The sequence below is a fragment of the uncultured Negativibacillus sp. genome, assembly GCF_944388365.1.
Taxonomy (GTDB): Bacteria; Bacillota; Clostridia; order Oscillospirales; family Ruminococcaceae; genus Negativibacillus.
The window spans coordinates 19,953-42,250 of record NZ_CALXIN010000009.1; the positions used below are offsets into that span (position 1 = coordinate 19,953).

The following is a 22,298-nucleotide window of genomic DNA, read 5'->3' on the forward strand; positions in this document are numbered from 1 at the left end:
GGGGTATTTTTACAAAGCAGAGGGCGAAGGCGTCTGCGTTTCATGTGTGGGATTGACATGAACCATGCAGTGCTTGACCTCGGGGAAGTTGTGTTCAATCGAGCGGTGGACATCCTCGGCAATATCGTGAGCCTGCACCAGTGTCAGATTGCCGTCGGCTTCGATCTCTGTATCGACATAGATCTTGGAGCCGAACAGACGGGTTTGCAGACGGCTGATGCCCATGACGCCATCCTGCTGGCTGATGAGGGTGCGCATCTGGTCGACGGTGTTTTCGTCGCAGGATTTGTCGACCATCTTATCGACGGCGTCGCGGAAAATATCAACGGAAGCCTTGAGAATAAACAGACAGATGACGACGCTGGCAATCGGGTCGAGGACAGGGAAGCCCAGCTGTGCGCCGGCGATACCGACCAATGCGCCGATGGACGACAGTGCGTCGGAACGATGGTGCCATGCATCGGCCATCAGTGCGCCGGAGTGGATTTTATCGGCGGCAATTTTGGTAAACCAGTACATCCATTCTTTGGTGACAATCGAAACGATCGCTGCAATCAGTGCGAGTGTACCAGGTGCTTCCAGCGTCTGCTGCTGGGACTGCATAATCTTTTGCAGTCCGCTCCAGCCGATGCCAAGTCCGGTAGCAAACAGAATCACTGCCAGGACAATAGCAGCGACACATTCCATGCGCTCATGACCGTAGGGGTGTTCCTCGTCGGCCTGTTTGCCGGAGATGGTGACACCGATCATGACGATGAAGGTGCTGAACACATCCGAGGCGGAGTGGACGGCGTCCGAAATCATCGCGTCCGAGTGGGCGAAGATGCCCGCCAGCAGTTTAAAGACGGAGAGCACCAGGTTGACGATGACGCTGATAACCGATACGCGCATCGCCAGTTTGGTTTCATTTTCAGGGGTCAGGGTTTGGTTTTGGTGTTTCATAGTAAGTTACCTCCAGTGTAAAAAAGTGAAAGATAACTCTGTGACCTGCAAGGTTACCGAAATTACCGTTCCGCGTGCCCCGAAATAAAAAAGGGGCACCTGCGGAACAATAACTAGTAAACTACTGTCCCGCAGATGTCCCTGTTGATTCATCTGCTGTCACATCAGTGACCCGGCCTGTCGCCTGTTCAGTTTGTACTGTAGATAAAATGCAGTGCAAAGAGTATGTTTCATTATTATATCATATGCAAAATAGAACGTCAAGGTTCATCAAAGATAAAGATGTCCTCGATCGGTGCTTCTACCACGCGGGAGATATCGACCGCCAGCTTCAGGGAAGGATTGTATTTTCCTGCTTCCAGCCGCATGATGGTTTCCCGACGTACGCCAACCATCTGACCGAGCTGCTCCTGGGTCAGATTTTTCAGCTGCCTGTATTTTTTCAGTTCACAACGAAATTCCGGCATGTCCTAGTCCTCCAGTTGATCGTAGCGATACAGCAGATAGGGCTGCAAAAATTTGACCAGTCCCAAACACAGTCCCAGAGAGGACATCAAGAATGGAGGCAGAAGCGCGGAGGAGTGCAGCTGTGCAGATATGACCACACAAAAGGCAATCATCTGGATGCAAAAACGGGAGGCATTTGCGTTGGCGCGCAATTCATTTTGACAGAAGCGTTCGTCGCGCAAAATGTCAGAAAGTTTTCCGTCGAAGAAGAAACCGAAAAATCCAAAGAAGGAGAAGAACAGGAAGGGAAAGCTCTGACCGGAAAGAAGGTAGCAGGGAATACCGGCAAATCCCAACAGACCAAGCAGGCCCAGCCAGCCCAGTTTGGGATTGATGCGAGGAGTGTGGGAAGGCTGTTCACTTGGATGATCGGAAATAAGCTGGGTAAAATCCTGCCTGAATACAATCAAAATGGTCAAAGCAAGGATAATTTCCTTCATGGGAAGATTTGGATTGATGAGCATAAGAACAATGGAAATCGCAATCAGTACGGCATAAAGGGTCCAGAGAAATTTGAGGGACAAGAATCGCTTCATAAAAATGCCTCCTTGAAAGTGATAAATATATCTCTTTTTAAGATAAATATATCACTTTCAGGATGGAAAATCAACTCATATAAGAAGAAAAGCGAAGAATATTTTTCTGAACTTCCGGCAGGGATATCACGGTTTCTGATAGAACATAAGAACAAAGGGCAGAAGCCTTTTGGCTTCTGCCCTTTGCGCATTGACGCATCTTAAAGATCAGGGAATTTATTCGATTGCGATGTATTTGTTCTGTTCAATCTGTGGAGCGTCTTTCTTAGGAATGCTCAGTTTCAGAATACCATCCTCGAATTTTGCGTGGATGTCGTTCTGAGTCAGCTGGTTGCCGACGTAGAAGGTACGGCTCATGCTGCCGGCATAACGTTCACGGCGGATATACTGGCCGTCTTTCTTCTCCTCGTCCTTATCAAGACCTTTTGCAGCCTGAATGTTCAGATAACCATTGTCCAGCTGGACATTGATCTCATCTTTCTTGAATCCAGGCAGGTCGATATCCAGCTCGTAGCTGTTTTCGGTCTCACGGACATCGGTCTTCATCATATTTTTGTTGTGTTTGCCGTACAACGGTCTGGTCATACGCTCAAACTCTTTGTCAAAATCAAAGTTCATCATTTCATCAAACAGGTTTTCACCAAAAATGCTAGGCAGTAACATAAATCATTCCTCCATTTAAATCCATTATAGTTGTTCATTGGAACATTGGGATTGGATCTCTGCGAGGTTTCGGTCTGAGCTTCCTGTTGGAAGCTCTGTTCCGTTTTCCCTCTGGAGGTCTTTTTCTTTTGTTCTGAATACAGTATAACTCGCAATATTAGCACTGTCAAGTGTAGAGTGATAATATTTACAATTAGATAACAAAAGACATATTTGGTGTAAAAAGTTCACAAATGATGCAGAGATTGACGGTAAAGAGGCCTAATATACCCGCTGTTTTGGCTTGGAGAAGGCAGGCAGTCGGGAAATGATGAGCGGAATGAGGATCAGCTGCAGGATAATGCTAGGGATAGCAGTGGTCAGAGCTCCGCTGAGGAACATGGCAAAACCGAACTCGATGGAGGACAGACCGGCAAAGATAAAGCGTGCAATGCCCCAGATGATACGGCCGGAAACCATCGCGGCGATCAGACTGAGGTAGATATTTTTGACGTTATGCTGTAAACGCTGGTAAAGAAGTCCGCTGACCAGTCCGTAAGTGCACAGCTCCAGCGCCATGGCAAGGCCGGTTGGGAAGATGGGCGGCATCGAGAACAGAAGAAAGCGCAGCGGCGGCAGAATCAGTCCAATCAGCGCGCCATAGGGCAAGCCGCAGATCATGCCGCACAAAAATACCGGCAGATGCATCGGGCAGAGCATGTTGCCAATCTGCGGAATCTGTCCGGTGAGAAACGGCAGAAGCAGTCCCAGGGCGAGGAACAGTCCGGAGAGGACCAGTTTTTTGGTGTTTGTTTTCATTATATTCAGTTGCTCCTTTCGGTGTCAGTCATCGGGCTTGTGCGGTATTTTTGACGGTCGGCCTCGGTGATTTTGCGCAGTACACGGCAGGGATTGCCGACGGCGATACTGCCGGAAGGAATGTCCCGATTGACGACGCTGCCGGCGCCGATGACGCAGTTGTCACCGATGGTCACGCCAGGCAGGATGACACAGTTGCCGCCGATCCAAACGTTGCTGCCCACAGTAATCGGATAGGCATATTCGAGCCCCTGGTTGCGCTGTTCATAGTCGATCGGGTGACCGGCGGTATAAAATCCGCAGTTGGGAGCGATGAACACATTGTCGCCGAAGGTGACTTTCGCTCCGTCGAGGATGACACAGTTGTGGTTGACATAGAAGTTGTCGCCCACCTCGATGTTATAGCCGTAGTCACACCAGAAAGGCTGCTCTACCCATGGATTGCTTCCTGCTTTGGAGATAATTTTCCGCAGCAGCTCCTCCCGCTTGCTGGTCTGGGAAGGAGTGAGCTGGTTGTAGGCAAAGCACAGATCCTTGCAGACCAGCCGGTCATGGCAGAGGGATTGATCGTTGTTTGCATCATATAAAAGGCCACGGGCCATTTTTTCACGTTCAGTCATTCAAAAACACCTCATGAAAGTATCCTGTCAGAATGGTTTGACAGCACGGACAATGAGCATCATGGGACGACGCAGTTCATCCTTCATGCCAGGGAGATCCATCATCTCTTCTGGAGGTTCAGGTTCCACCACAGCGGTGATTTGGAATCCGTTATTGAGAAGCCCCATGAGATAGCTGGTCAATGTGCGGTGATATTTGGTCACCTGTTCGCCCAGAAAAACAGCGGTGCGTTTGCCCTGATAAAAGTAATTGTCCACAGGGAAATGGTCGATGCTGCCATCGGGACGATAAATCCAATCCTGAGAGCCCTGTGCGGTGAAGATCGGGTGCTCACAGGAAAACAGGAAGGTGCCGCCTGGTTTTAGAATCTGATAAACCTGTTTTGCCACCTGCTCAAATGACGGTACATAATGGAGTGCAAGGGAAGAAAGCACAATATCAAAGCTGTCCTGCGGGAATTGAACATCTTCAATGGCAGCACAGCGGTATTCCACATTGTTAAACTGTGTTTTTTCCTTTGCAACAGCAAGCATTTTGTCCGACAGGTCGATGCCAAGAACATGGCGGGCGCCATGCTCTGCAGCGTAAATACAGTGCCATCCGTAGCCGCATCCCAAGTCCAAAACCGATTTTCCCTCAAAGCAGGGAAGAAGCGGCTCGAGCGTTTTCCACTCGCCTGCGCCGGAAAGTCCCTGTTTGGAGCGGTTCATCTGGCTGTACTTTTCAAAAAACACGGCTTCGTTATATTTGTTTTCTTTCATAATAAAACCTCCCATACGAAAAGAAAAAGTGGATGAGTATTTCGTATGGGCTTATTTGCGCTTGTGGCCATGCATGCCACATCAGTCCTTTCATTGTCAAATCAGAAAGATTATAACACTTTTTGAATAAAAAGGAAATTTTAAAAAAAAGACTAATAATGATACACCTTGCGCAGACGGACAAAGTAAAAGATGGAGACACCCATCGTCAATAATTCCGCAAGAGGAACTGCCAGCCAGATGCCGTTGACATCGAATACCAACGGCAGCAGCAGCATCGACAGCAGAAGAAAGACGAAGGTACGCAGAAAAGAAATGATGGCGGAAACTTTGCCGTTGGAGAGGGCAGTAAACATTCCCGAGGAAAAGACATTGATGCCGACAAACAAAAAGCTGATGGCAAACAGCTTAAATCCAGAGGAGGTGATGGAAAACACCTCGCCGGAAAGAGAGACAAAGACGGAAATCAGCGCGTCGCAGCACAACAGTGCAAACAGCAGTACACCGATGGCGCTGACCGCAACAAAGCGGATGCTGATGGTGAAGATGCGGTGCAGCTGCACATGATTCTGGCAGCCGTGGTTGTAGCTAAAGATGGGAGCGACACCGGAGGAAAAGCCAAAGTAGACCGAGGTCAGCAGCCACTGCGCATACAGAGCGATGGTGATAGCAGCGACGCCGGCTTCTCCCAGATAGTGCAGCATGGTCAGATTAAAGAAGAAGGTGGTCACTGCGTTGGAAAGATTGGTGACCATTTCAGAGGAACCGTTGGCGCAGATGTGTCCCAGTGTGGGAGCATCAAATACAGGCTTTACAAAAAAGAGGCTGCCGCGCCGATCAACAAAAAAGAAGATCAAACCAAAGATGGCGGGAATACAGTAGCCGATAGCGGTTCCATAGGCGGCGCCTTTGACGCCGAGAGGAAGGACGACGATAAACAGAAAGTCAAAAAAGATGTTGGCGATACCGGCAAGGACGGTGACAGTCAATCCCAGATGCGGTCTGCCGGCAGTGATGAAAAAGGTTTGAAAGAGCAGCTGAAGAACAGCAAAAGGGGAAAACAGCATCAACGTGTGAAGATACTCATAGCAGTAGGGGTCCAACGCAGGAGTGGAGCCCATCAGGTGGATGAGCGGACGGGTGAACAGGGCGTCGACCAGCGTCATGACAATTCCGAACAGAATGCCGATCAGCACCACCATTGAAAACAAGCGGCGGGCCAGCTCCTGCTGACCTTCGCCCATTTTTTTGGCGATCACAGCGCTGCCGCCGGTGGCAAGCATGATCGACACGGCAATGACAAAGCTGATGAGCGGATAGACGATATTCAGCGCAGAGAGCGCTGTTTCTGAAACAAAGTTCGATACGAACACCGCATCGACCATCTGATACAGCGACATGAACAGCATCATAATCATCGACGGCAGTGTAAATTTGAGCAGGGAAGCGGTGTGAAACTCCCTGGCAAGCTGATTATTCATTGTGAATACCCTCCATATATTTTTCTCCGATTCGGTCTAATACACGGCAGAAGATTTCAATCTCCTCCGGTGAAAACTCTTGTTGTGCGGCGCCGACTGCCCGCGACAGATTTTGGTTATAATCCTCATAGGCTTTGGCAACTTCATCATTGAAGGTCAGGTAGTAGACCCGTTTGTCCTTCTGGCTTTGCACCTTTTTTACCAGCCCTTGTGCAATCAGGTCGTTGATCTTCGAGGTGACGGCGGGCTTAGAGATGTGCAGCTGCTGAGCAATCTTGCTGGCGGTGCAGTCTGGAATGAAGGAGATCAGATCCAGATAGAGCAGGGTATTATAGCTGACATCAGGGCAAAGCTGGTTGTGGTTCATCATGTTCAGTTCGTTCAGGGAAAGTGTATAAAAAAATCTTCGTACAGTATCGCGCATGAGAGCACCTCCAAAATAGTTAAGCAAAAATAATTAAATTTACTTAATGATATTATCATAGTATATTTTTTAAGTCAAGTGTAAAATAAAAAGCCCTTCATCAGACAGGAGGGCAAAGGAGCGGCGGACAGAGGAAGCTTCTTGACGTGCAGACGGAAATTTGTTATCTTAAAACAGGACAAGCGTTATTCTTATATAAGAATAACGAACAGAAGGAGAGATTTTCTTGGGAAATAAGGAGCGGAAAAAGAGGGAAGGTACCGTCTCTGACCATCGGCTGCTGCTGTTAGGATTGGGAGGACTTTTTCTGGTCTGCTTTTTTGGTTCGTTTTTGTTGGGGAGATACGCTGTATCCCTGCAGGAGCTGATCGACGTTTTTGCCGCCATGCTGGGCAGGGAGGTGGAGCTGAGCTCTGCCGTGCAGGCTACCGTCTGGGGAGTGCGCCTGCCGCGCATCATTTCGGCGGCGGCTGTCGGCGCCAGCCTGTCGATGGCTGGACTTTGTTATCAGGGACTGTTTCGAAATCCGATGGTTTCGCCGGATGTGCTGGGAGCCTCTGCCGGCGCCGGCTTTGGTGCGGCGCTGGGAATTCTGCTGGGCTTTTCCTACTGGGCGACTTCGACCTTTGCTTTTGGATGCGGACTGGCAGCGGTAGCGCTGGTGTGGGTGGTCGCTTCGCAGGTGCGCCAAAGTCCGATTGTGGGATTGGTATTGGGCGGTATCATGGTCAGCTCCCTGTTTTCGTCGGGAATATCGTTTATCAAGCTGGTGGCTGACCCCAATGATACCCTGCCGGAGATCACCTACTGGCTGATGGGCAGCCTGTCCGCCATCCGACTGGAGGAAATCGGCGCGGCGCTTCTGCCGATGACAGTCGGCGCCGTAGTGCTGTTTGTACTGCGGTGGCGGCTCAACCTGCTGACGCTCAGCGAGGAGGAGGCGCAGAGTCTGGGAGTCAATACCCGCCTGCTTCGCGCCATCGTGGTGCTGTGTTCCACGCTGATGACCGCCGCCTGTGTATCGGTCAGCGGTATGATCGGCTGGATAGGACTGGTGATTCCTCACTTTGTGCGGATGATTACAGGTTATGACTACCGCGTGACGCTGCCGGCCTCGCTCTTGCTGGGAGCAAGCTTTATGATTTTGGTGGATGACCTTTCCCGCACGCTGACAACGTCGGAGATTCCTCTGGGGATTCTGACCTCCTTTGTCGGCGCACCCTTTTTCCTCTATTTGATTCTGAAGGAGGGAAAACGCCAGTGAAACAGCCGCAGTTACAGGTAAATCAGCTGAGTTTTGGATACCACGGAGAACCGGTGCTGAGGCAGGTCAGCTTTTCGATGCAGGCAGGAGAATTGATGTGCCTGCTGGGTCCAAACGGCGTTGGAAAAAGCACCCTGTTTCGCTGCATCCTCGGAGGAAACAGCGGCTATCAGGGAGAAATATTGCTGGATGGCAAAAATATCCGCACCCTCAAACAGAGACAGCTGGCACAGTGGGTCGGCTATATCCCGCAGAACAGCGTGCCGGTGTTTGGATACAGCGTCTATGATACGGTGCTGATGGGAACGACCGTGTCGCTGGGAATGTTCCGAAATCCAGGCAAGGCGCAGCAGCAGGCGGCACAGAAGGCGATAGAACAGATGGGAATCAGCCATCTGAGCAGGCGCAGTGTCGCGCAGCTTTCGGGCGGAGAACGGCAGCTGGTGATGATTGCGCGTGCGCTGGCACAGAAGGCGCGATTTTTGCTGATGGATGAACCGACTGCCAACCTGGATTATGGCAATCAGCTTCGGGTGATGCGAATGGTGCGGGAGCTGTCGCGGCAGGGCTATGGAATTCTGGTTTCCACCCACAGTCCGGAGCACGCGCTGCAATATGCAGATCGGGTGCTGGTGCTCAAGGAAGGACAGGTGCTTTGCTGCGGTGAGCCTGGAAAAGTGCTGGATGCGCCGACGCTCAGCAAAGCGTACGATGTCGGCATCCAGGTGCATCAGGTACAGCAGGGCGATAAAAGCTACCGTGTGGTGCTGCCCGACGAAACATAGGGAAGAGATTCATTTAATTAAACACAGAAAGAGGGAGAATGTTATGAAAAAAAGAAAACTGGCGGCACTGCTGACCGCCTGCGTGCTGCTTTTGAGCAGCTTTGTCGGATGTGCGCAGACCACCGAGGAACAGAGCGCACAGACACAGGAGCAGACCACCGCCGAAACCACCGAGGAACCTGCACAGGAGGAATCCGAGGTTGAAACGACCGAGCAGGTGTCCGCCCATGAAGGCGAGTGGACCTTTACCGACTCGCTGGGAAGAACAGTGACACTGGAAGGAGAGCTGACACGGGTAGCACCGTCGGGCAATCTGGCACAGCAGTGTCTGTTCTCGATGGCACCGGAAAAGATGGTCGGTCTGGGCAGTGACCTGGGAGAGACCGCGGCAAAATATTATGGCGAGATTGCTGACCTGCCGGTATTCGGCGCCTTCTACGGCAGCAAAGCCAATCTGAACAGAGAAGCGCTGCTCGCGGCCGACCCACAGATTGTCATCGACATCGGCGAAGTCAAGGACGATATGGCACAGGAGCTGGATCAGCTGCAGGAACAGATTGGAATTCCGGTCGTTTTCATCGAAGCAAGCCTTGTCAGCACCGGCGATGCCTTCCGCACCTTGGGAGAGCTGCTCGATTGTCAGGAGCAGGCAAACAAAATTGCAGACTACTGCGATCAGGCAGTCAGCGAAGCGCAGGAAAATGCAGCATCCATCCCTGAGGAGGAGCGCAAAAGTGTCTACTATGGTCTGTATGAGGATGGATTGACCACCTGTGCACAGGGATCGTTTCACACCGAGGTCATCGACCTGGTAGGTGCAGTCAACTGTGCAGAGATGGAAAATGCCGGCAGCGGTTTTACCGAGATCAGCTTTGAACAGCTGCTCAACTGGCAGCCGGATGTTGTACTGCTGGACACCCAGTCGATGGTGGATGCAGCACCGACCGACGCGCTGTGGAAGGAGCTGACAGCGGTACAGAACGGTCAGGTTTACAAGATTCCGACCGAGCCGTACAGCTTTTTGGATCAGCCGCCGGCAGCTAACCGTATCATCGGTATCAAGTGGCTGGGGAATCTCCTCTATCCAGAGGTTTATGACTATGATATGGTCAAAGAGGTACAGGATTTTTATCAGCTGTTCTACCGCTATGAGCTGAGCGATCAGGAAGCACAGGAGCTGCTGGGACAGTGATAAAAAAATGCGATGTCTGGTGTCAAAACCAGACATCGCATTTTTTTATACTCGTATGAAAAAGGGGGCCTTGCTATCGGATCAGTGAGCGAAACAACTTTTCCGGCATCGTGCTGGAGAAAATTTCCCACAGCCGGTCACGGGCATGGTCGCAGCAAAAGAAGTTGGGAGAGGTTTGCTCCCATGCGTCGGCGGTTCCATAGAGGAAGGTGGACCAGTTGGGAGCAAGGCTCTTTCCGTTTGCAAGCGCTGTGACAGAAAGATTTTGCAGCAAAAAATCAAATCCCTGTCGGTAGCTTTTAGAGGACGGATGAGAAACCTCTTTGAGAAAGGTGGTATCCACCGGCGGTTTATCCAGCAGCAGGGAGTAGATCTGTTCGGCTTCCGGAGGCAGCGGCTTGGAGGTGCGCACCTGCTTGAGAAGGTAGTAGGCTTCGGCGGACAGATAGGTGGTGCGCTTTTGAAAGACCTTGCAGTAAAACAGCTGATGGTTGTCGATCAGCTCGACAACGTCACTCCAGCTGCATCCAATGTCTTCCAGAGAGGGCAGCAGAGGATTTTGGTTGCAGAGAAGGATTCCATGTTTTTCAAGGTAGCAAAGCAGTTGATTCATCAATGAATCCCTCCTTTAGGAAAGAGGCGTCTCCGAAAAGGTGATGACGACAATCTGCGCATAATCGCTGTCAATTTCTTCCGGATGCTCCAGCGCATAGTCCGGTATGTAAGAGGTGTGGGAGGCCTGCCCATTCGCATAGCCGTAGTACACCTGCAGGGCAATCGGCTTTTCAGGTTCGATCTCGACGCGGCTGCTCAGCAGAGCAGTGGAGTGGGAGGAATAGGTGGGAGCGTTTTCATCGGGTGTTGGAGAGGAATGGGTGAAGCCGTGCGGTCCCTGCACCGCGAGGGAGAGGATCGCACCGGTTTCTTCGTCCTGCTTGATTGCAATGCGGCCGTGAAACGGGAAGGTGTCCTCGTCAAGGCTGGAAGAATATGTCCTGGGCTCACTCCAGCTTCCGTTCTCAAGCTCCATCGTCTGAATCGAAAAGGATTTGCCAAGGAAGGTGGTGAAGTCAAACAGGATTGGCTCCTGTGCTCCCACGAGTTTTAATATATCTGTTTCCTCCTGCGAAAGTTCCGCAGCAGAAACATAGCTCTGATTTTTCTCCTGCTGCTGGGTGCAGCCACAAAGAACAGCAGTCAGCACAAAAAGGCTTGTCAGCAAAAGAACGAGTTGTTTCATCAAAACCTCCTATTGTTTTAAGCGGGTTCTTTGTCCGAAAAGGTGACGGTAATCATCTGTACATCGTCGCTGGTAAAGGCTTCAGGGTGAGCAAGCGGGTCGGTCGCTACCGCTCCGTTGCTGATATTTCCAGGTTTGTCTGCACAGAAAATCAGCAGGTAAACCGGCTGATTGAGGGTGACGGTGGATTCGTTCTGGTTGGCGGCTGCACTGCGCAGCTCATAGGTGGAGGAGTTGGAGAATTCCGCACTGCGCAGACAGGTGCCGTCGCCCAGCTGTGCTGCGACCGAGGTTAAACCAAAGTTGTCGGAGGCGGTGCTGTAATTAAGCGCCATGCGGCCTTGCATCGGCTGAGAGGCATCCTCATTGGTCAAAGAAAAAATCTGTGTTTCCTCGCTGACCCACTGGCCGTCTTGTAAGGTCATACGGTCGATCGACATGAATTTTGCGCCCTCCACATGGTAGTCCATGACGAGCGGCAGCGTCTGGTGGGTAAGCTGCAGCAGATCGCGCTCCGATTCGGTCAGCTTGACCGGCTGGAGATAGCTGCCGGTCTGCATCTGGCAGCCGCACAGCAGACTGAGCAAAAGGACAAGGGAAAGAAAAATACCGGAGATTCGTTTCATTCATCAGCACCTCATTTCCAAAGTAGGATCTGCCTTTATCATATCATGGAATATCTGGGAAAACAAGGAGGTTTGTAAAAGAAGAAAAAGAATATTTATAGATAAAATGAATAAAAATACTCGGATTGACAAGGGGAAAATTGTGTGATATAGTAAAATACAGAAAAGAGCATTTGCGGATCATATCGACGATCTGCAAATGCTCTTTTTTCGTTGCAAACAAAGATACAAAAGATACAGAGGAGGAACAACGCATGTCAAACAACCCATGGAGCGAGCGTATCTACAAGCAGGTCATTCCGTTTTTGATTGAAACACTGGGCGGATTTCTGGTAGCGGTATCCATCGACAGCTTTGCGGTCAACGGAGAGTTTCCGCTGACCGGTTTTTCCGGCATTGCCATGATCTTTAACCGTCTGCTGGGAATGCCGATCGGTGTCACCATTCTGCTCTTGAATGTGCCGCTGGCATTTTTGTGCTACCGGCTGTTGGGCAGACACTTTTTCCTGCGCTCCATCCGTTGTATGGTCATTTCTTCCTTTTTTATCGACTATGTAGGACCTCTGCTGCCGGCGTATCAAGGCGATCGCCTGCTGGCAGCGCTGTGCACCGGCGTCATTATGGGAGTTGGATATGGACTGATCTATCTGCAAAACTCATCGACCGGCGGTGCGGACTTTGTGGTGATGTCTTTGAAGGTGCTGCGCCCGCATTTGTCGCTGGGAAAAATCATCTTTCTGACCGACTTTGTCATTGTCATGACCGGCGGCATTCTCTTTGGAGATGCAGACGGCATTATCTACGGCCTGATCATCAACTTCATCTTTTCGGTGGTGATCGACAAGGTGATGTACGGCGCCAATGCCGGCAAGCTGACGCTGATTGTCACCGAGCACGGAGAGCGCATCTCCCAGACCATCGAGGACACCTGTCACCGCGGTTCCACCCGTCTGACCGCCTTCGGCGGCTACAAAGGAGAGGACAAGCAGGTGGTGATGTGTGCCTGCAGCGACAAGCAGATGTATCAGGTGCAGCAGGCGGTCAAAGCGGCAGATCCAGCCTCCTTTATGGTGGTGCTGGAATCCAACGAGGTCCATGGCGAAGGATTTAAATATCTCCAGATGGGTGACTAAGCCCATTTTGCTGCAATAATCTCGTCGGTGCGGTAGAAGGCAAACCAAAGCTGGAGCGCCATGCAGCTCCATACAAACGGCTCGCAGAAGCAGACGCCCAGATAGCCGACCATCGGGATGAGCAGCAGAGCAAACAGCAGCTTGCCGAGCAGCTCGATGATGCTGGAAAACAGCGGGACGATTTTGCGTCCCATGCCCTGTAATCCGCTGCGGAGGTTCAGCAGGATGCCAAGCGGAATAAAGAAGGGAACATTGATATACAGATACAGCGAGCCGGTGTCCAGCAGGAACTGATCGGAGGAGCCGCTCATCAATCCGACCAACGCCGGTGCGGCAAAGACAATCAGCACGGTGACCGCCAATGAATAGGCGATGGTGATCAGGTTGGCTTGGAACATTCCCTGGCGGATGCGGCGATATTGATTGGCACCCTTGTTCTGGGAGGTGAAGGTGGCGACGGCGGCTGAGATGGTCGAGGTGGGCATACTCAGCAGATTGAACAGCTTGCGGGCAGTGGTATGCGCGGCGATGACCGAGGTGCCCAGCACATTGATGGCGCCCTGCAAAACGACCGTTCCCATCGACACGATGGACAGCATAAAGCCCATCGAAAAGCCCTGTCCCAGCAGCTCCTGATAGAGGCTTGGTTCAAACACGAAGTCCTTTCCGGAGGGAACCAGCGCAGGAACTTTGCGCAGAATAAAGATCAGGCAGAAGATGCAGCAGACTCCCTGTGCGATGACGGTAGCGACGGCAGCACCGGCGATGCCCATGGAAAAGCGGGTCATAAAGAGAAAGTCCAGCGCGATATTCAGCACCGAGGCGATCAGCAGGATGACCAGCGGAGTTACACTGTCGCCGATGGCGCGCAGCAGTGCTGCTCCGAGATTGTACAGCATGGTAATGGCGACTGCCATACAGATAATGCTGATATAACCATAGGCTTCGTCCAGAATTTCCGCCGGCGTTTTCAAAAGCACCAGCAGCGGTCGGAGCGCAAGGGAGGAGAGCAGCATCAGAATGGCGCTCAGTCCAAGGCTGAGCAGCAGCGAAGCAGCCACGGTGCGTTTGAGCTTTTGACGGTCGCCGCTGCCCCAAAAGCAGGCGGCGACGATGCCAAATCCACTGCCGACGCCATTGGCAAAGCCGATAATCAGCTCAAAGACAGCGGAGGTGGAACCGATAGCAGCCAGCGACTGGTCGCCCAGAACGTTGCCGACAATCATGGTGTCGGCGGTATTGTACAGCTGCTGAAAAAGGTTGGAGATAAACAGCGGAATGGCAAAGACCAGCATCGCACGAAGGATGCTGCCACGGGTTAGATCAACGGTTCGGTTTTTCATAAAAGCTTCCTCTTTTCCACAAGAATGGAGATCAAGATATAACTGGACACATTATAGCACAGGCCTTTTTGCAGGGGCTATTGGCAAAATCGAAAAATGTTTCTGCCCATCCGATGAGATTTCAGGGAAATTTTGCAGGGATGAAAGCAAAGAACTTCAAACAGACAACCGGCGGCAAAAGAAAATCATTGTGATGAAAAAAAGAAAAATGCTATAAAAATAAGGAAAACAGCTTGTAATCCAAATAAGAGCAGCAGTGGCTGTTTTGTCGGATTTTTCAAGAACAAATCGGCAAAAATTCATTGGGAAAAAGTGTTTTAAAAATTGCGGATTTGTGGTATATTGTACTTGATAAAAAACACAAAAGCAGGGTGTCAGGGCACAAAAAAATTTTGATTTTGGTGGAGAAAATGCACAAAAATCAAAGGGATGAAAAAAAGTTTCCAAACGAGTTTGGAGGAACTGATTAGGAAAGTTTAATCTTTTTATTGTTTCTGTATAAGAATGGATGAAAAATTCTTTTTCATCAAAACTTGCAAAGGACAACTTTTGGTGCTACATTAAAACACATAATGCTTTTGTTCGGATTTTTAAAGGGGTATATACATGGGGGATCTGACCCTGTGTTTATCAAAACGGAAAGAAAAGTACAGATAAAAACTGATTGCAGTGTCGAACAGACAAACTGCTTTCTTTCCACAGTAATTTCATAAAAGCATATAGAAACAACCGGGAGGGAAACACGATGAGAGAGATTAATGCCAAGGACATTACCGCACAGGTAAAACGTCTTTGCATGGAAGCAAACTCCTATCTTCCTGAGGACATCAAGGAGAAGATTTGCGCAAGCGAAGCGTCCGAACCCTGGGCACTGGCAAAGAACATTCTGGGCATCATCCGTGAAAACTACATGATCGCCGAGGAAAACTATGTTCCAGTCTGCCAGGATACCGGCGTTGCCTGCGTCTTTCTGGAGATTGGACAGGACGTCCACATCGTTGGAAATCTGGAAGAGGCAATCAATGAGGGTGTCAGAGAGGGTTACACCGAAGGATGCCTGCGCAAATCGGTGGTAAGAGATCCATTGGATCGTGTCAACACAACCGATAACACACCAGCTATGATCTATTATGATATCGTCCCAGGGGATGGTTTCAAACTGACCGTAGCTCCAAAGGGATTTGGCAGCGAGAATATGAGCCAGATCAAGATGCTCAAACCGTCCGATGGTCTGGAAGGTGTCAAGGCATTCATCCTCAAAGCAGTACAGGATGCAGGTCCGAACCCATGTCCGCCAATCGTTGTCGGTGTTGGCATCGGCGGTACCTTCGACAAAGCAGCACTGCTTGCAAAGAAGGCGCTGATGAGAAACACAAATGTCCGCAACGCAGACCCGTTCTATGCAAACCTGGAAGAAGAGATGCTTGAAAAGATCAACGCGCTGGGCATTGGTCCGCAGGGTGTCGGCGGCAAGACAACCGCACTGGCAGTCAACATCGAAAAGATGCCGACCCACATTGCCGGCTTGCCAATCGCAGTCAACATCAACTGCCATGTAACACGTCATAAATCTGTAGAGTTATAAGAGGAGAAGGTTATGGAAAAAAGAATAACAACTCCACTTACCTTAGAGCAGGTAAAGGACTTAAAATGTGGAGACAGCGTATTGATTTCGGGAGTTATTTACACAGCCAGAGACGCAGCACACAAACGTCTGTGTGAGCTGGTTGCACAGGGCAAGGAACTGCCGTTTGACCCGACAGACTCGGTCATTTATTATGTTGGCCCTGCACCTGCAAAGGGCAATCAGGTCATCGGTTCGGCAGGACCTACCACCAGCTATCGTATGGATGCTTACTCTCCAACGATGATCAAACTGGGTCAGAGAGGCATGATCGGCAAGGGCAAACGCAGCCCTGAGGTTATTGCAGCAATGAAAGAACATGGCGCAGTTTACTTTGGTGCCATCGGCGGCGCTGGAGCTCTGCTGTCCCGCTGCATCAAAAAAGCAGAGATCATCGCTTATGAGGATCTGGGTGCAGAGGCGCTCAGACGTCTGGAAGTAGAAGACCTGCCGGCATTTGTTATCATCGACTGCGAAGGCAACAACCTGTACGAGACCGGACCGAAGGAATATCTTGAATCCATCCGGTAACCGATATTATTCACGAAACATTTGATGAAGAGGTGCAAATAACATGGAAAAGAAAAAACTGGTCCTGGGCGTTATCGGTGCAGACGTTCATGCAGTAGGAAACGCCATTCTCAACCGTGCATTTCTGGATGCTGGCTTTGATGTTACCAACCTGGGCGTACTGGTTCCACAGGAAGAATTTATCAAAGCAGCTGTCGAGGTTGGCGCAGACGCAATCATCGTTTCTTCCCTCTACGGTCAGGGCGAAATCGACTGCACCGGCATGAGAGAAAAATGCGATGAGGCTGGCCTGAAAGGTATCCTGCTGTATGCAGGCGGCAACCTGGTTGTTGGTAAAGTACCGGTTGAAGAAATCGAAAGACGTTACAAAGCAATGGGCTTTGACCGTGCATTTGGTCCTGGCACCGATCCACAGGTTACCATCGACTGCCTGAAAAAAGACTTCGGTATTGAATAAGGCTTTCTTGTCTGAACAGTTATTTTAAAGAAGGTGAAGGCAATGAAGCCGGTTTTACTGATAGATTTTGGAAGTACATATACAAAGATCACTGCAGTTGATGTAGACGCCGAACAGATTCTGGGAACAGCACAGAGCTATACCACCATCGAGACGGACATCATCAACGGTTTGAACAACGCTTTGGCGATTCTGCGGGAAAAGATCGGCAACATTGAGTTTCAGGAACAGTATGCCTGCTCGAGTGCAGCCGGCGGACTGCGGATGGTTGCCATCGGACTGGTGCCGGAGCTGACTGCAAAGGCAGCAAGACAGGCATCGCTGGGTGCCGGCGCCAAGGTGCTGAAAACCTACTCCTACGAGCTGACCGAAAAGGATCTGCAGGAGATCGACCAGATCAACCCTGATATTTGTCTGCTGACCGGCGGTACCGACGGCGGCAACAAGGAAAATATCGTTTACAATGCGCACATGCTGGCAAAAGCCAAGAACAACTTCCCGATCATCATTGCGGGTAACCGCAACTGTTCCGATCAGTGTGAGGAGATCCTCAAGGACAAGCAGACCTATGTCTGTGAAAACGTAATGCCAAGACTGGATATTCCAAACGTAGAACCGGTACAGAAAAAGATCCGCAGCCTGTTTTTGGAGCAGATTGTCAAGGCAAAGGGCTTAAGCAACGCAGAGCAGTTGATTCAGGGCATCCTGATGCCGACTCCTTCGGCGATGCTGACCGCCATGAAGCTGCTGGCAAAGGGCACCAAAACCGAAAGCGGCATCGGCGACCTGGTCGGCGTGGACCTGGGCGGCGCAACCACCGACATCTATTCGATGTCCTTTGGTCTGCCGACCACAGGCATGACCGCATTAAAAGGTCTGCGTGAGGAATACGCAAAACGTACCGTTGAAGGCGACATCGGCATGCGTTACAGCATCCACGGCATTGTGGATGCCACCGATATTTCGAGAGTATCCGAGCTGTCGGGACTGGATGAGGAGCGCTGCAAAGAGCTGATCGACTATCTGGGAACCCACACCGATGTGGTTCCATCCGACGATGACGCTGAGCTGGAAGCGATTGACTATGCACTTGCTTCGCTCGCCATCGAGGTAGCGGTCACCCGTCATGCAGGACGCCTGGAACAGTACTATTCCCCAATGGGAATCAGCTATATGCAGACCGGCAAGGACCTGACCGCCGTCAAGACGGTTGTCGTTACCGGAGGCGCATTGATTCATACCAAGAGAACAGCCGAGATTGCATCTCATGCGCTGTTCAGCCCAATCGACGCATTCTCCCTCAAACCGAAGGACGCAGAAGTTCTGGTGGACAGAAAGTACATCCTTGCAGCGATGGGACTTCTGAGCACCGAATATCCTGATGTGGCATTGAGAATCATGAAAAAGGAGCTGGTAAAAGATGGAAATGATTGATATCAAAAATAAAAAGCTGAGAGACGACGAATTTTATAAAATCCGTAAAGAAGTTCTGGCAACATGGGAAACCGGTAAAGAGGTAGACCTGGACGAAGCAATCGCTTACCACAAATCCCTGCCAGAGCACAAGATCTTCTCCAACAAGCTCAACAAAGCAAAGAAAGAGGGCAAGACCCTGGTTCAGCCAAGAGCTGGTGTTGGTCTGATCGAAAACCATATCGAACTGCTCAAACATCTGCAGGATGCCGGCGAGGCTGACCTGCTGCCAACCACCATCGACTCCTATACCCGTCAGAACCAGTATGAAAACTGTGCTGAAGGTATCCGTCGTGAAAAAGAAGGTATGGCAAACGGCAATTTCCATCCATTCCTCAACGGCTTCCCAGCAGTAAACCATGGTGTCAAAGGCTGCCGTCAGGTTGTTGATGCTTTGGACACCCCACTGCAGGTAAGACATGGTACACCTGATGCAAGACTGCTGACCGAAATCGCTTACGCAGGCGGCTTTACCTCCTACGAAGGCGGCGGTATCTCCTACAACATTCCATACGCTAAAAATATTCCGATTGAGCAGACCATGTATGACTGGCAGTACGTTGACCGTCTGACCGGTATCTATGAGGAAGCTGGCGTAGCCATCAACCGTGAGCCATACGGCCCTCTGACCGGCACTCTGGTTCCACCATGTATCTCTCACTCGGTTGCAATTATCGAGGCTCTGGCTGCTGCTGAGCAGGGTGTTAAGAACATCACCGTTGGTTACGGCCAGCTGGGTAACCAGATCCAGGACGTTGCTGCAATCAGAACCCTGCAGGAACTGACCGATGAGTACATGCACAAATTCGGTTACTACGATGTCAACATCACCACCGTATTCCATCAGTGGATGGGCGGCTTCCCAGCAGACGAAGCAAAAGCATTCGGCGTTATCTCCTGGGGTGCTGCTTGTGCTGCTCTGGCAAAAGCAACCAAGGTTATCGTTAAGACTCCTCACGAGGCTGCCGGCGTTCCAACCAAGGAAGCAAATGCACAGGGTCTGCGCTGCACCAAACAGCTGACCAACATGCTGGTTGACCAGGTTACCGTTGGAAGCCGTATGGAGCATGAAAAAGAAGTTATCAAGGCAGAAACCAGATGCATCATGGACAAAGTTATCGCTCTGGGACATGGCGACATCATCTTGGGTGCAATCGCTGCAATCAATGCAGGCGTTATCGATATCCCATTCGGTCCTGCAAAATGCAACGCAGGCATCATGCTGCCAGCTCGTGACAACGGCGGCGCTGTTCGCATTCTGGAAACCGGCAACCTGCCATTCACCGACGATCTGAAGAAGTTCCACAGAGAAAAACTGGAAGAACGTGCAAAAGCTGAAAACCGTCAGGTATCCTTCCAGATGGTTATCGACGACGTTTATGCAATCAGCAAAGGTCGTCTGGTTGGCAGACCAAAATATTAATCCATACCGTCAGCAGACGGCAAAAGCCGTTTTCTGAACATAGATTGCCATACGGTGATTGAGAATGAAATACCCAAAGGGGGCACGCTTTTGCCCCTTTGGGTTAAATAAGAAGGGAGATTTTTAAAATGAAAATCGTAGACGTAGTATGCGCACCAGGCCGTACAGGTTTCTTCTTTGACGACCAGAAAGCAATCAAAGCCGGAGCAGTTTCTGATGGCGCTGCTTACTTTGGCGACACAATGACTCCAGGCTTCAAATCCATCCGTCAGGCTGGCGAATCCATCTCGGTTATGCTGGTTCTGGAAGATGGTCAGGTTGCATGGGGCGACTGTGCAGCAGTTCAGTACTCCGGTGCAGGCGGCCGTGACCCTCTGTTCCTGGCAGAAGATTTCATTCCGGTTATCGACAAATACATCAAACCTGCTCTGGTAGGTAAAGAAGCAGACAACTTCAGAGAGCTGACCAAGATGATGGAAGCAATCGAAGTTGACGGCAAGAGACTGCATACCGCAATCCGTTACGGCGTTTCCCAGGCAATTCTGGATGCTGTTGCAAAATCCAGCAAACGTCTGATGAGCGAAGTTGTTGCTGACGAATACGGCACAACCGTTTCCGAGACTCCAATTCCGATCTTCACCCAGTCCGGTGACAACAGATATGAAAACGCTGACAAGATGATCCTCAAAGGCGCTGCAATCCTGCCACACGCACTGATCAACAACGTAGAGACCAAACTGGGCCGCGACGGTTCCAAGCTCAAAGAGTACGTTTGCTGGCTGCGTGACCGTATCCTCAAACTGCGCACCGATGAGTCCTACTGCCCAATCTTCCACATCGACGTATATGGAACCATTGGTCAGGCATTCGGCGACGAGAACTACAAAGCAATGGCAGATTACCTGGCAGAGCTCGAAGAAGCTGCTAAACCATTCCACCTGAGAATCGAAGGCCCAATGGATGCAGGCGAAAGAGAAAAACAGATGCTCTGCCTGAAAGGTCTGAGAGAAGAAGTTGACAGACGTGGCATCAATGTTGAGCTGGTTGCTGACGAATGGTGCAACACTCTGGAAGATGTTATCTACTTCTGCGACAACAAAGCAGGCCACATGGCTCAGATCAAGACCCCAGACCTCGGCGGTATCAACAATACCATCGAAGCAGTTCTGTACTGTAAAGATCATGGCTTCGGCGCATACCAGGGCGGTACCTGCAACGAGACAGACCGTTCCTGCCAGGTTTGCGTAGACTGCGCTATGGCTACAAAACCAGACCAGATCCTTGCAAAACCAGGTATGGGTGTTGACGAAGGTTACATGATCGTTTACAACGAGATGAACCGTGTTCTCGCTCTGAGAAAAGCAAAAAAATGCTAAGCTGCATCACGCAGATAGCTTGATAATCTGAGATGGGATAGGGATTCTGGCACAGAATCCCTATCCGCGTATTAAACGATACAGGACAGGGGGGCATATCATGTCGTACATCAGCCATTTGTACAGTATCTATTTTGCACCTAGAGGAAATGGACGTATGGCCGAGCTGGGAATGCAGATTGCCCAGCAGTATTTGAGACCGAGCGACAAACTGATCGGTGTCATTGGAGATGCAGGTTCGGGAAAGAGCATGCTGGTAAAGGGAATGTTCCCGGGCTTGGAGCTGACAAATGACGACGAAGGAGTCAATGTTCGCCCTCTGCCGCTGCTGGAGATGCTGGATGACCCGCTGGGAATGGGAAGCATCAGCAAGAAAGGATTTTCCCTGTTTGCAACACCGCACACCTATCACCTTGATATCCGTTTTGAACAGGGCTTTACCCAGTGTCCGGAACTGGCCAGAGCGATCATGGCGGCGATCAAAAAAGGAAAGCGTGTCGTAGTGGAACATTTCGATCTGGTGTATCCTTTCCTGAAAAGGGAGGAGAGCGAACTGCCGGTCAACGCCGATCTGATGGTTGGCGTCGGTGAAGAAGTCATCGTCACAAGACCGGACCTGTTTGGCCCGATTCCACAGGACATTGCCAACATCGTTTTCAAGTCGATCCGTTACCGCAAGATGGTCCATTCTGCGGAGGATATCACCGGTTACTTCCTCTCGCATGGACGGCCGGAAACCTATGAGCACGCGGATGTAAAACATGGCTTTGTACTGTGTTTCAAGGAAAAACCGATCGTTTCGCTCAGTGCGATTGAAGATAAGGTCAATGCGGTCATCGAACAGGATATTCCGATTTCCTTCCACGATGATGAACACATCAACATTGGTGACATTGTCTATGCATGTACAGCCCCGCGCAATCATGTTCGCAGCACCGGTGAAATCGAAGGCTTTACCCTGATTAAGGATATTCCATACGATCCGGTAAGAAAATGTTATCTGATCGTTGGACTGGTTGGTCAGAAGGAAGCACCGAAGATTGGCGCGGATATCGACAAGATCGAACGAATCTATTAACAGAAACGGGACAAAGGCTG

At 50.6% G+C, this 22,298-nt stretch carries 24 protein-coding genes and 1 riboswitch; of the genes, 11 read left to right on the forward strand and 13 right to left on the reverse strand.

Annotation, left to right across the window (positions count from 1 at the left end):
* Window positions 1-9: 9 nt before the first annotated feature.
* The 9 genes from Q0L39_RS02685 to Q0L39_RS02725 form a co-directional block, all read right to left on the reverse strand.
* Complete coding sequence (locus tag Q0L39_RS02685) at window positions 10-942, reverse strand: cation diffusion facilitator family transporter (RefSeq protein ID WP_296626789.1); 933 nt, start codon at window positions 940-942, stop codon at window positions 10-12.
* A gap of 122 nt (window positions 943-1,064) precedes the next feature.
* Window positions 1,065-1,144, reverse strand: a riboswitch (NiCo riboswitch).
* A 58-nt stretch (window positions 1,145-1,202) separates the two neighbouring features.
* Complete coding sequence (locus tag Q0L39_RS02690; RefSeq protein WP_296626790.1) at window positions 1,203-1,409, reverse strand: helix-turn-helix transcriptional regulator; 207 nt, start codon at window positions 1,407-1,409, stop codon at window positions 1,203-1,205.
* 3 nt (window positions 1,410-1,412) lie between these two features.
* Window positions 1,413-1,985, reverse strand: coding sequence for a DUF3796 domain-containing protein (locus tag Q0L39_RS02695; protein WP_296626791.1), 573 nt, complete (start codon window positions 1,983-1,985; stop codon window positions 1,413-1,415).
* 216 nt (window positions 1,986-2,201) lie between these two features.
* Window positions 2,202-2,648 carry an Hsp20/alpha crystallin family protein gene (locus Q0L39_RS02700; protein WP_296626792.1) on the reverse strand — a complete coding sequence of 149 codons (447 nt, stop codon included), beginning with the start codon at window positions 2,646-2,648 and terminating at the stop codon, window positions 2,202-2,204.
* A gap of 261 nt (window positions 2,649-2,909) precedes the next feature.
* A complete protein-coding gene (locus tag Q0L39_RS02705; protein ID WP_296626793.1) occupies window positions 2,910-3,446 on the reverse strand; it encodes an ECF transporter S component in 537 nt (178 codons plus the stop codon).
* 5 nt (window positions 3,447-3,451) lie between these two features.
* Entirely contained in the window at window positions 3,452-4,066 is a 615-nt protein-coding gene (locus tag Q0L39_RS02710; protein ID WP_296626794.1) for a sugar O-acetyltransferase, read from the reverse strand.
* 27 nt (window positions 4,067-4,093) lie between these two features.
* A complete protein-coding gene (locus Q0L39_RS02715) occupies window positions 4,094-4,828 on the reverse strand; it encodes a class I SAM-dependent methyltransferase (protein WP_296626795.1) in 735 nt (244 codons plus the stop codon).
* 152 nt (window positions 4,829-4,980) lie between these two features.
* Complete coding sequence (locus Q0L39_RS02720; protein WP_296626796.1) at window positions 4,981-6,309, reverse strand: MATE family efflux transporter; 1,329 nt, start codon at window positions 6,307-6,309, stop codon at window positions 4,981-4,983.
* Window positions 6,302-6,733, reverse strand: coding sequence for a MarR family transcriptional regulator (locus Q0L39_RS02725; protein WP_296626797.1), 432 nt, complete (start codon window positions 6,731-6,733; stop codon window positions 6,302-6,304). Before Q0L39_RS02725 ends, Q0L39_RS02720 begins: the two co-directional genes overlap by 8 nt.
* A gap of 226 nt (window positions 6,734-6,959) precedes the next feature.
* Here Q0L39_RS02725 and Q0L39_RS02730 point away from each other — a divergent pair, with 226 nt between their 5' ends.
* The 3 genes from Q0L39_RS02730 to Q0L39_RS02740 are packed head-to-tail and all read left to right on the forward strand — an operon-like array spanning window position 6,960 to window position 9,974.
* Window positions 6,960-7,997: an iron ABC transporter permease gene (locus Q0L39_RS02730; protein ID WP_296626798.1), complete on the forward strand. Its 1,038-nt coding sequence runs from the start codon at window positions 6,960-6,962 to the stop codon at window positions 7,995-7,997.
* Window positions 7,994-8,782, forward strand: a complete 789-nt coding sequence (locus tag Q0L39_RS02735; protein WP_296626799.1) for an ABC transporter ATP-binding protein — start codon at window positions 7,994-7,996, stop codon at window positions 8,780-8,782. The genes Q0L39_RS02730 and Q0L39_RS02735 overlap by 4 nt, the downstream gene beginning before the upstream one ends.
* Before the next feature lie 43 nt (window positions 8,783-8,825).
* On the forward strand, window positions 8,826-9,974 hold the full coding sequence (locus tag Q0L39_RS02740) for an ABC transporter substrate-binding protein (RefSeq protein ID WP_296626800.1): 1,149 nt from the start codon (window positions 8,826-8,828) through the stop codon (window positions 9,972-9,974).
* Window positions 9,975-10,047: 73 nt separating this feature from the next.
* On the opposite strand, the gene Q0L39_RS02745 is transcribed toward Q0L39_RS02740, so the two are convergent.
* Genes Q0L39_RS02745 through Q0L39_RS02755 form a run of 3 tightly spaced genes read right to left on the reverse strand, consistent with a single transcriptional unit; the run spans window position 10,048 to window position 11,840 of the window.
* Window positions 10,048-10,587, reverse strand: a complete 540-nt coding sequence (locus Q0L39_RS02745; protein WP_296626801.1) for a hypothetical protein — start codon at window positions 10,585-10,587, stop codon at window positions 10,048-10,050.
* 15 nt (window positions 10,588-10,602) lie between these two features.
* Window positions 10,603-11,214, reverse strand: a complete 612-nt coding sequence (locus tag Q0L39_RS02750; protein WP_296626802.1) for a hypothetical protein — start codon at window positions 11,212-11,214, stop codon at window positions 10,603-10,605.
* A gap of 17 nt (window positions 11,215-11,231) precedes the next feature.
* Window positions 11,232-11,840 carry a hypothetical protein gene (locus Q0L39_RS02755; protein ID WP_296626803.1) on the reverse strand — a complete coding sequence of 203 codons (609 nt, stop codon included), beginning with the start codon at window positions 11,838-11,840 and terminating at the stop codon, window positions 11,232-11,234.
* A gap of 254 nt (window positions 11,841-12,094) precedes the next feature.
* Between Q0L39_RS02755 and Q0L39_RS02760 the strand changes: the two genes are divergently transcribed.
* Complete coding sequence (locus Q0L39_RS02760) at window positions 12,095-12,973, forward strand: YitT family protein (protein ID WP_296626804.1); 879 nt, start codon at window positions 12,095-12,097, stop codon at window positions 12,971-12,973.
* On the opposite strand, the gene Q0L39_RS02765 is transcribed toward Q0L39_RS02760, so the two are convergent.
* Entirely contained in the window at window positions 12,970-14,316 is a 1,347-nt protein-coding gene (locus Q0L39_RS02765) for an MATE family efflux transporter (RefSeq protein WP_296626805.1), read from the reverse strand. The genes Q0L39_RS02760 and Q0L39_RS02765 overlap by 4 nt on opposite strands.
* A 745-nt stretch (window positions 14,317-15,061) precedes the next feature.
* Here Q0L39_RS02765 and Q0L39_RS02770 point away from each other — a divergent pair.
* From Q0L39_RS02770 to Q0L39_RS02800, 7 genes are all read left to right on the forward strand, one after another.
* A complete protein-coding gene (locus tag Q0L39_RS02770; protein WP_296626806.1) occupies window positions 15,062-15,901 on the forward strand; it encodes a fumarate hydratase in 840 nt (279 codons plus the stop codon).
* A 12-nt stretch (window positions 15,902-15,913) separates the two neighbouring features.
* Complete coding sequence (locus Q0L39_RS02775; protein ID WP_296626807.1) at window positions 15,914-16,471, forward strand: Fe-S-containing hydro-lyase; 558 nt, start codon at window positions 15,914-15,916, stop codon at window positions 16,469-16,471.
* Window positions 16,472-16,514: 43 nt separating this feature from the next.
* Window positions 16,515-16,928, forward strand: a complete 414-nt coding sequence (gene glmS / locus Q0L39_RS02780; RefSeq protein WP_296626808.1) for a methylaspartate mutase subunit S — start codon at window positions 16,515-16,517, stop codon at window positions 16,926-16,928.
* A 42-nt stretch (window positions 16,929-16,970) separates the two neighbouring features.
* Window positions 16,971-18,362 (forward strand): methylaspartate mutase accessory protein GlmL, encoded by a 1,392-nt coding sequence (glmL, locus tag Q0L39_RS02785; RefSeq protein ID WP_296626809.1) that lies wholly within the window; start codon window positions 16,971-16,973, stop codon window positions 18,360-18,362.
* Window positions 18,358-19,824 carry a methylaspartate mutase subunit E gene (locus tag Q0L39_RS02790; RefSeq protein WP_296626821.1) on the forward strand — a complete coding sequence of 489 codons (1,467 nt, stop codon included), beginning with the start codon at window positions 18,358-18,360 and terminating at the stop codon, window positions 19,822-19,824. The genes glmL and Q0L39_RS02790 overlap by 5 nt, the downstream gene beginning before the upstream one ends.
* Window positions 19,825-19,952: 128 nt before the next feature.
* Window positions 19,953-21,200 carry a methylaspartate ammonia-lyase gene (locus tag Q0L39_RS02795; RefSeq protein ID WP_296626810.1) on the forward strand — a complete coding sequence of 416 codons (1,248 nt, stop codon included), beginning with the start codon at window positions 19,953-19,955 and terminating at the stop codon, window positions 21,198-21,200.
* A 100-nt stretch (window positions 21,201-21,300) separates the two neighbouring features.
* Window positions 21,301-22,278 (forward strand): alanine-tRNA synthetase second additional domain-containing protein, encoded by a 978-nt coding sequence (locus Q0L39_RS02800; RefSeq protein WP_296626811.1) that lies wholly within the window; start codon window positions 21,301-21,303, stop codon window positions 22,276-22,278.
* Window positions 22,279-22,298: the final 20 nt, after the last annotated feature.

What these genes read in the sequence shown, in the direction of transcription:
- Q0L39_RS02685 (WP_296626789.1), bottom strand. Translation starts at nt 942, where the DNA reads ATGAAACACCAAAACCAAACCCTGACCCCTGAAAATGAAACCAAACTG.
- Q0L39_RS02690 (WP_296626790.1), bottom strand. Translation starts at nt 1,409, where the DNA reads ATGCCGGAATTTCGTTGTGAACTGAAAAAATACAGGCAGCTGAAAAAT.
- Q0L39_RS02695 (WP_296626791.1), bottom strand. Translation starts at nt 1,985, where the DNA reads ATGAAGCGATTCTTGTCCCTCAAATTTCTCTGGACCCTTTATGCCGTA.
- Q0L39_RS02700 (WP_296626792.1), bottom strand. Translation starts at nt 2,648, where the DNA reads ATGTTACTGCCTAGCATTTTTGGTGAAAACCTGTTTGATGAAATGATG.
- Q0L39_RS02705 (WP_296626793.1), bottom strand. Translation starts at nt 3,446, where the DNA reads ATGAAAACAAACACCAAAAAACTGGTCCTCTCCGGACTGTTCCTCGCC.
- Q0L39_RS02710 (WP_296626794.1), bottom strand. Translation starts at nt 4,066, where the DNA reads ATGACTGAACGTGAAAAAATGGCCCGTGGCCTTTTATATGATGCAAAC.
- Q0L39_RS02715 (WP_296626795.1), bottom strand. Translation starts at nt 4,828, where the DNA reads ATGAAAGAAAACAAATATAACGAAGCCGTGTTTTTTGAAAAGTACAGC.
- Q0L39_RS02720 (WP_296626796.1), bottom strand. Translation starts at nt 6,309, where the DNA reads ATGAATAATCAGCTTGCCAGGGAGTTTCACACCGCTTCCCTGCTCAAA.
- Q0L39_RS02725 (WP_296626797.1), bottom strand. Translation starts at nt 6,733, where the DNA reads ATGCGCGATACTGTACGAAGATTTTTTTATACACTTTCCCTGAACGAA.
- Q0L39_RS02740 (WP_296626800.1), top strand. Translation starts at nt 8,826, where the DNA reads ATGAAAAAAAGAAAACTGGCGGCACTGCTGACCGCCTGCGTGCTGCTT.
- Q0L39_RS02745 (WP_296626801.1), bottom strand. Translation starts at nt 10,587, where the DNA reads ATGAATCAACTGCTTTGCTACCTTGAAAAACATGGAATCCTTCTCTGC.
- Q0L39_RS02750 (WP_296626802.1), bottom strand. Translation starts at nt 11,214, where the DNA reads ATGAAACAACTCGTTCTTTTGCTGACAAGCCTTTTTGTGCTGACTGCT.
- Q0L39_RS02755 (WP_296626803.1), bottom strand. Translation starts at nt 11,840, where the DNA reads ATGAAACGAATCTCCGGTATTTTTCTTTCCCTTGTCCTTTTGCTCAGT.
- Q0L39_RS02760 (WP_296626804.1), top strand. Translation starts at nt 12,095, where the DNA reads ATGTCAAACAACCCATGGAGCGAGCGTATCTACAAGCAGGTCATTCCG.
- Q0L39_RS02765 (WP_296626805.1), bottom strand. Translation starts at nt 14,316, where the DNA reads ATGAAAAACCGAACCGTTGATCTAACCCGTGGCAGCATCCTTCGTGCG.
- Q0L39_RS02770 (WP_296626806.1), top strand. Translation starts at nt 15,062, where the DNA reads ATGAGAGAGATTAATGCCAAGGACATTACCGCACAGGTAAAACGTCTT.
- Q0L39_RS02775 (WP_296626807.1), top strand. Translation starts at nt 15,914, where the DNA reads ATGGAAAAAAGAATAACAACTCCACTTACCTTAGAGCAGGTAAAGGAC.
- glmS (WP_296626808.1), top strand. Translation starts at nt 16,515, where the DNA reads ATGGAAAAGAAAAAACTGGTCCTGGGCGTTATCGGTGCAGACGTTCAT.
- glmL (WP_296626809.1), top strand. Translation starts at nt 16,971, where the DNA reads ATGAAGCCGGTTTTACTGATAGATTTTGGAAGTACATATACAAAGATC.
- Q0L39_RS02795 (WP_296626810.1), top strand. Translation starts at nt 19,953, where the DNA reads ATGAAAATCGTAGACGTAGTATGCGCACCAGGCCGTACAGGTTTCTTC.
- Q0L39_RS02800 (WP_296626811.1), top strand. Translation starts at nt 21,301, where the DNA reads ATGTCGTACATCAGCCATTTGTACAGTATCTATTTTGCACCTAGAGGA.